Annotated in this window: 2 protein-coding genes; both read left to right on the top strand. The window is 31.4% G+C overall.

What is annotated here, in order from left to right; genetic code table 11:
- The first annotated feature begins 112 nt into the window (after positions 1-112).
- Positions 113-3259 carry a U32 family peptidase gene (locus tag Q0138_RS01050; protein ID WP_297979714.1) on the top strand — a complete coding sequence of 1049 codons (3147 nt, stop codon included), beginning with the start codon at positions 113-115 and terminating at the stop codon, positions 3257-3259.
- Between the two features lie 272 nt (positions 3260-3531).
- Positions 3532-5466, top strand: coding sequence for an endonuclease MutS2 (locus tag Q0138_RS01045; protein WP_297979711.1), 1935 nt, complete (start codon positions 3532-3534; stop codon positions 5464-5466).
- Positions 5467-5737: the final 271 nt, after the last annotated feature.

Below are 5737 nucleotides of genomic sequence, written 5' to 3'. Positions count from 1 at the left end.
AACAAAAAAATAAAAATTTAATAAAAAAATTAAAAAAAACAAAAAAATTTTAAAATTTAATAAAAAACATTCAAAAATCATTTTGAAAATTTTTACTAAAAGAGGACTTAAAATGAAATTACCTGAATTATTAGCTCCTGTAGGCAGTGCTGAACATTTAAAAATAGCAATTCTTTCTGGTGCAAACTCCATATACCTATCTGGAGAGAAATATGGAGCTCGTAATTATGCAGAAAACTTTTCCTTGGCTGAAATAAGGGAAGCAGTCAAATATGCCCATCTTCATAATGTAAAGGTTTATGTCACAGTAAACACATTAATCAAGGAAGGGGAATTGGGCAAAATAAGTGAATACTTATTGGAATTATATAAAATAGGAGTTGATGCTGTTCTTATTCAAGACATAGGACTTATAAGAATAATCAATGAAAACATTCCAATGCTTAAAATCCATGCCTCAACACAAATGAACATCCACAATATTGAAGGAGTCAAGTGGGCACATGAACATAATATAAAAAGAATTGTAGTACCAAGAGAACTTGAACTCAAGGAATTGGAAGAGATTATCGAATATGCTCATTCACTAGACATTGAAATAGAGATATTTGTTCATGGAGCATTATGCTACTCCTATTCAGGTCATTGCCTATTGTCCTCATTGCAAGGCGGAAGAAGTGGAAACAGGGGAAGATGTGCACAGCCTTGCCGTGAAAAATATGAATTAAACATCAATAAAAATAAGGCCATCCAAGCAAGAACCGAGGGAAGATACCTTCTTTCCCCAAGAGATCTGTCATTATATGAGAATCTGGATGAAATAATCAGCCTAAATGTGGACAGCATAAAAATCGAAGGCAGAATGAGAGACAATAACTATGTTGCAACCGTTGTCAATAATTACAGAAAAAGACTTAACAAGCTAAGATATGATAAGCTCTCAAGGGAAATCACAAGAAACATTAAGAAATCCAGCAAAAAGGCAAAGGGCAAAAAGGGAAAGAGTTCGGACTTTAAGAAAATTCAGGAAAAGGAACATATCATCGAATTGAAGGACAAACAAAAAAGCATTAACAGAAATTCAATTGAGGAATTGGAACTTGTCTTCAATAGGGAATTTACTACAGGACATCTAATACCTAAAAACAATCAAATGATTATGAACCGAAAGAAACCAGGCCATCAAGGACTGTTTATAGGTACAATTCACAGATACAACCCTCAAACCGAAGAGATACACATTTTACTTAAGGACAATCTAATCCATATCCCTGAAAAGGGAGACGGAATAGTGATTGAATCAGGCTACAGTCAAATCAAAGATGAATCAGATAATAATTTCGCTGGCAAAAAAGGCAAAAGAGATAAAAAAAGTAAAAGCAAGAGTAAAAGCAAGAGCAATAAACGTAATAAGAACAAAGAAGAAAAATCCCAAGACAATATAGGAGAAATCCAAAGTTATGGTTTTGACATCTCATCCAAGCCAGTGATAAGGGATTCAAGAGACAAACATTGGAGAAAAAGAGAAAAGGACAAGGACATTAAGGGAAAAATCCTTGTTATCAAGAAGGTTAGGGAAAACAAGAGAATCAACTTTAATCTTGAAAAGGGATACAAGGTTTATCTAAGCAAGAGAAACTCCTTGTCAAGGGACCTTAAGGAACTGACAAAGAATAATCAAAAAAGATTCGTCAAAAAGTCAAAACTTGAAATCTATTTCAGAATAGACAAGGACAATTACCCTCACATCAAGGGAAACCTTAAGTTAGACAATGGAAAGGTCATCACCTTAAGCCATAAGGGAAATGAGCCTTGGCAGGAAGCAATCAAAAAGCCTATCTCCAATGAAATCATCGAAAAGCAATTGATAAAAATAGGGGATCTTCCATATAATATTGAAAAAATTACAGTAAACAACAATAAGAGCTTATTTACACCAATAAGTAAATTAAATGAACTTAGAAGAGATTTCTTCAATAAGCTGGAAGAGGAAATAATCAAGACTTACCTGCCAAACAGGGAGGATGTCGAGATTGCAGAAAAGAGAATTGGAGAATTGAACAAAAGATTGGATAAAAAGATTGACTTTAAATCAAAGGATAATGGAAATGCCGACTTATCCATCTTCATTAATGATTTGGAAATTTTAAAGGCACTTGGCAAATCAAAGAATTCCAAATTATTCAACAGAGCCTATTTGGAAATTCCAAGCAAAAATGGAATAATGGAAGTCAGTGAAAGGAAAATCAATTACAATCCGAACAATTCAAAGGAACTGGATATCAGCTATTGTGTAAATTTCCTAAAAAATGCCATTGAAATATCCCAAAACAAGGATTATGAACTGGTTTGGAAATTACCTGATATCGAACACAAGCAATCCAAGGAGTCAATTGTAAAGATTTTGGGAATTCTCAAGAAGATGGATTTGAGCATAAACATTATGAGTAGTTTAATTGGATTTGACGATTCATTAAAAGATAAGTTTGGAGTGAAAATTTATGGAAATTATCCATTAAATGTATTTAACATGGAAAGCGTTATGGAATTGGATAATTACACAAGTCTGCACATATCTCCTGAACTATATAAGAAAAATATTGAAAAACTCATGATGGACTATAAAAAGGTTTCAAGGGAAAACCTGGCTGAAAGTCCTAAGGATGCTTCAGTTGACAATGAGGGGGAAAATGAGAAAATCCAATTGCCAGAACTTGAAATACTTGTTCAGGGAAATATAGAGCTTATGATAAGCCGAAAGGAACTGATAAGCAAAAAACAATTGAAACTAATCAGGAACTTTGAGAAAAAGGAAAAGAAAAAACTTAAAAATAAAAAGTTCTACAATGACAAATCAAATGAGTTCCATTGGAAAAATAAAAAAGCATACAATGACAAATCAAATGAATTCTATTTGAAAAATAAAAAGGAACAATATTACCCTATCAAAACAAGTCTTAATGAGGATCAGATAATTATCCTAAATTCAGAGGAATTATGCTTATATGATGAGATTGATTATTTGAAATCCATTGGCATTAAAAACTTCTCTATTGATGCAAGATGGAAATCCCTTGGATATGTTGAGGAAATTGGAAAACTTTATCGTGATGCAATAGATTCAAATGAGAAAAATGATCATAAGAATGGTAAAGATGAAGAAATTTCAAAAAAATTAAATTTTAACAATTCAATTGAAATTTTTGAAAAATATTGTAAAAAACGAAATAAAAGCAATTTTGAAAAAGGATTGAAATAATTAAGAAAATAATAGAATAATTAAAATAGTATAAGGTTAAAAAAAGAATAATATCAAGATTTAAGTGAAATTATTAATGAAAATTAAATACTTATTTAAAATATTATTTTTCAAATGCTCTTGGAAAAACAAGAATATATAAAAGAACAATAAATTAAATCAATTAGAAATTTTTAAACCAGCACAAAAATATTTAAAATAAAAAAGGAATGAATTAAATTTAAAATCTATTTGGGAATATGAATAAAAAACAATGCTTATAAGGTTATAATATGGAATCAAATGAATTGCAAAACATAAAAGGAATTGGAGATAAGATGTCCCAAAAGATTATGGATAATCTTGGAGGAGAGGAAGAGTTAAGAAGAGTAATGGAAGAGCTTGATTTGGAAAGATTGATTGAAATAGATGGAATCAGCCAAAGAAAGGCAATTGAAATAATGAACCAGTTAATTGGAAATCCTGCTCAGAAGTTTTTAAAAAGTGAAAGGGCCTTTCAATTGTATGAGGAAATAATCGAAAAGATTTTAGCTTATTCAAACACAAGCTATTCAAAAAACAGAATTCTCCTTATGGCACCAATCAAAAATGAGGACCTTATAAGAGAAAGATTGGAATTTGTAATGCATGCAAAGGAAAAGGTCTCCGCATTGCCTTTGAATGAATTGAACAGACTTATGAAAAATCTCCATAAGCCAATTAAGGCAAAGCCTAATTATGATGCAAGTAAGGCAATACTTGTGGAAAGTGCTGAAGATAGCGATTACCTGATGGATTTAGGATTAAACAGATATTACACAATAATTACCGCATCAGATTCTGTATTTTTCCAAGAGGAAATAAGGGGATACGAACTGGTATTTTACATTTATAGCGAAGGATTCCTTGATTTTGGAGATATGCCTAATTTAATAATGATCAATAAGGATGCACCTACCTACCAACTGGTGCCCGAGACAATTTTAGACTATTTCAGACAAAATAAGGAGCTCTTTGAAAGGGTTGGCAAGATTAGAGAAATCCTTGGACAGGACACAGTACTCAATGACATTGGACCCATTCTTGAGGAACTTGATAGTTATAAGATGAAAGAAATTGATTTGGATGAAATTGTTAATAATGAAAAAAGACATATAGATGAAGAACTTAAAGAAAAGATTCAAAATGTAGACCTTGAAGGAGATGAAGTTCTCGACTTATTAAACAATGCTTTACCTCCAAAGATAGAACAAATATTTGACGAAATTTTAAGTAAATCAAAAGAAAATATCAAAGCCGAAAGTGGCATTGATTTTGACCCATTCATCAGAAAGTATCCAATCGAAATTGACGATATGGAAATGGAAAGAATCAAGATGGAGATAATGTCAAGTTCTGAAAACAATTATTTTGACCTGAAGATTACTGCAGCCGAACATTTGGCTGCAATAAAGGAAAAGGCAGAATTGGAAGTGAATGAAACAATTGAATTCGATTTCGAATATGCATTAGGTAGTTTTGCATATCTCTATGACTTGAATGCACCGGAATTCTCTAATGAATATGTCCTTAATGAGGCACTCCACCTTGAGCTATGCCTTAAGGAAAAGACTCAAGGGGATGAATTTGGAGAAATCCAAAGAATAAATTACAGCTTAAGCCAAGAGGACAACATTGCACTATTGACCGGAGCAAACAGTGGTGGTAAGACCACCTTGCTTGAGACAATCAGCCAGATTGCAATATTGGCACAGATGGGATTGCCTGTTCCTGCAAAATCAGCCAAGATAAAACTTATGGATGAAATTTATCATTTCTCAAAGAAGAGATCATTGGATGCTGGAGCATTTGAATCATTTTTAAATGTATTCATGCCTATTGTAACCAGCAAGTCTGAAAAGTTGGTATTGCTTGATGAACTTGAGGGAATCACTGAACTTGAAGCGGCTGTAAAGATCATTTCAACTTTTATTGAAATGATTAAGGAAAGCAGATCCTATGGAATTATAGTTACCCACATGGCAAATGAGTTAATGAAATACACAAGTGTACGTGTTGATGGTATTGAGGCTACAGGACTTGATGAAAACTACAATTTAATTGTGGACAGAACTCCTAAAATGAATTACTTGGCAAAAAGTACACCTGAACTTATCATTAAGAGAATGTACCAAAACTCAAGTGAGGAAATGAAGGAAGTCTATGCAAGAATACTTGAAAAATTCTAATTGGATTTCTAGAAAAGTTCACTTTAAAAATTTCTAGAAAAGTTCACATTAAAAATTTCAAGAAAAGTTCACATTAAAAATTTCTAGAAAAGTTCAGTTTAAAAAAAAAGAATAATAATTATTATTAAACACCAAAAAAGAAGCTTTTAAGAAAATAAAAGCTTTTACACATCATCATAATATTTTCAAAATTATATGAAAATTTTAATTTTTACTTATTTTTTACTTAATTATTTACTTATCTTTTACTCATTTTATTTTTTTAAATTAT

The organism is uncultured Methanobrevibacter sp., assembly GCF_937906425.1.
Taxonomy (GTDB): Archaea; Methanobacteriota; Methanobacteria; order Methanobacteriales; family Methanobacteriaceae; genus Methanobrevibacter.
Note: the sequence above shows the minus strand (reverse complement) of the source record. Positions and strands in the feature narration are given on the sequence as shown.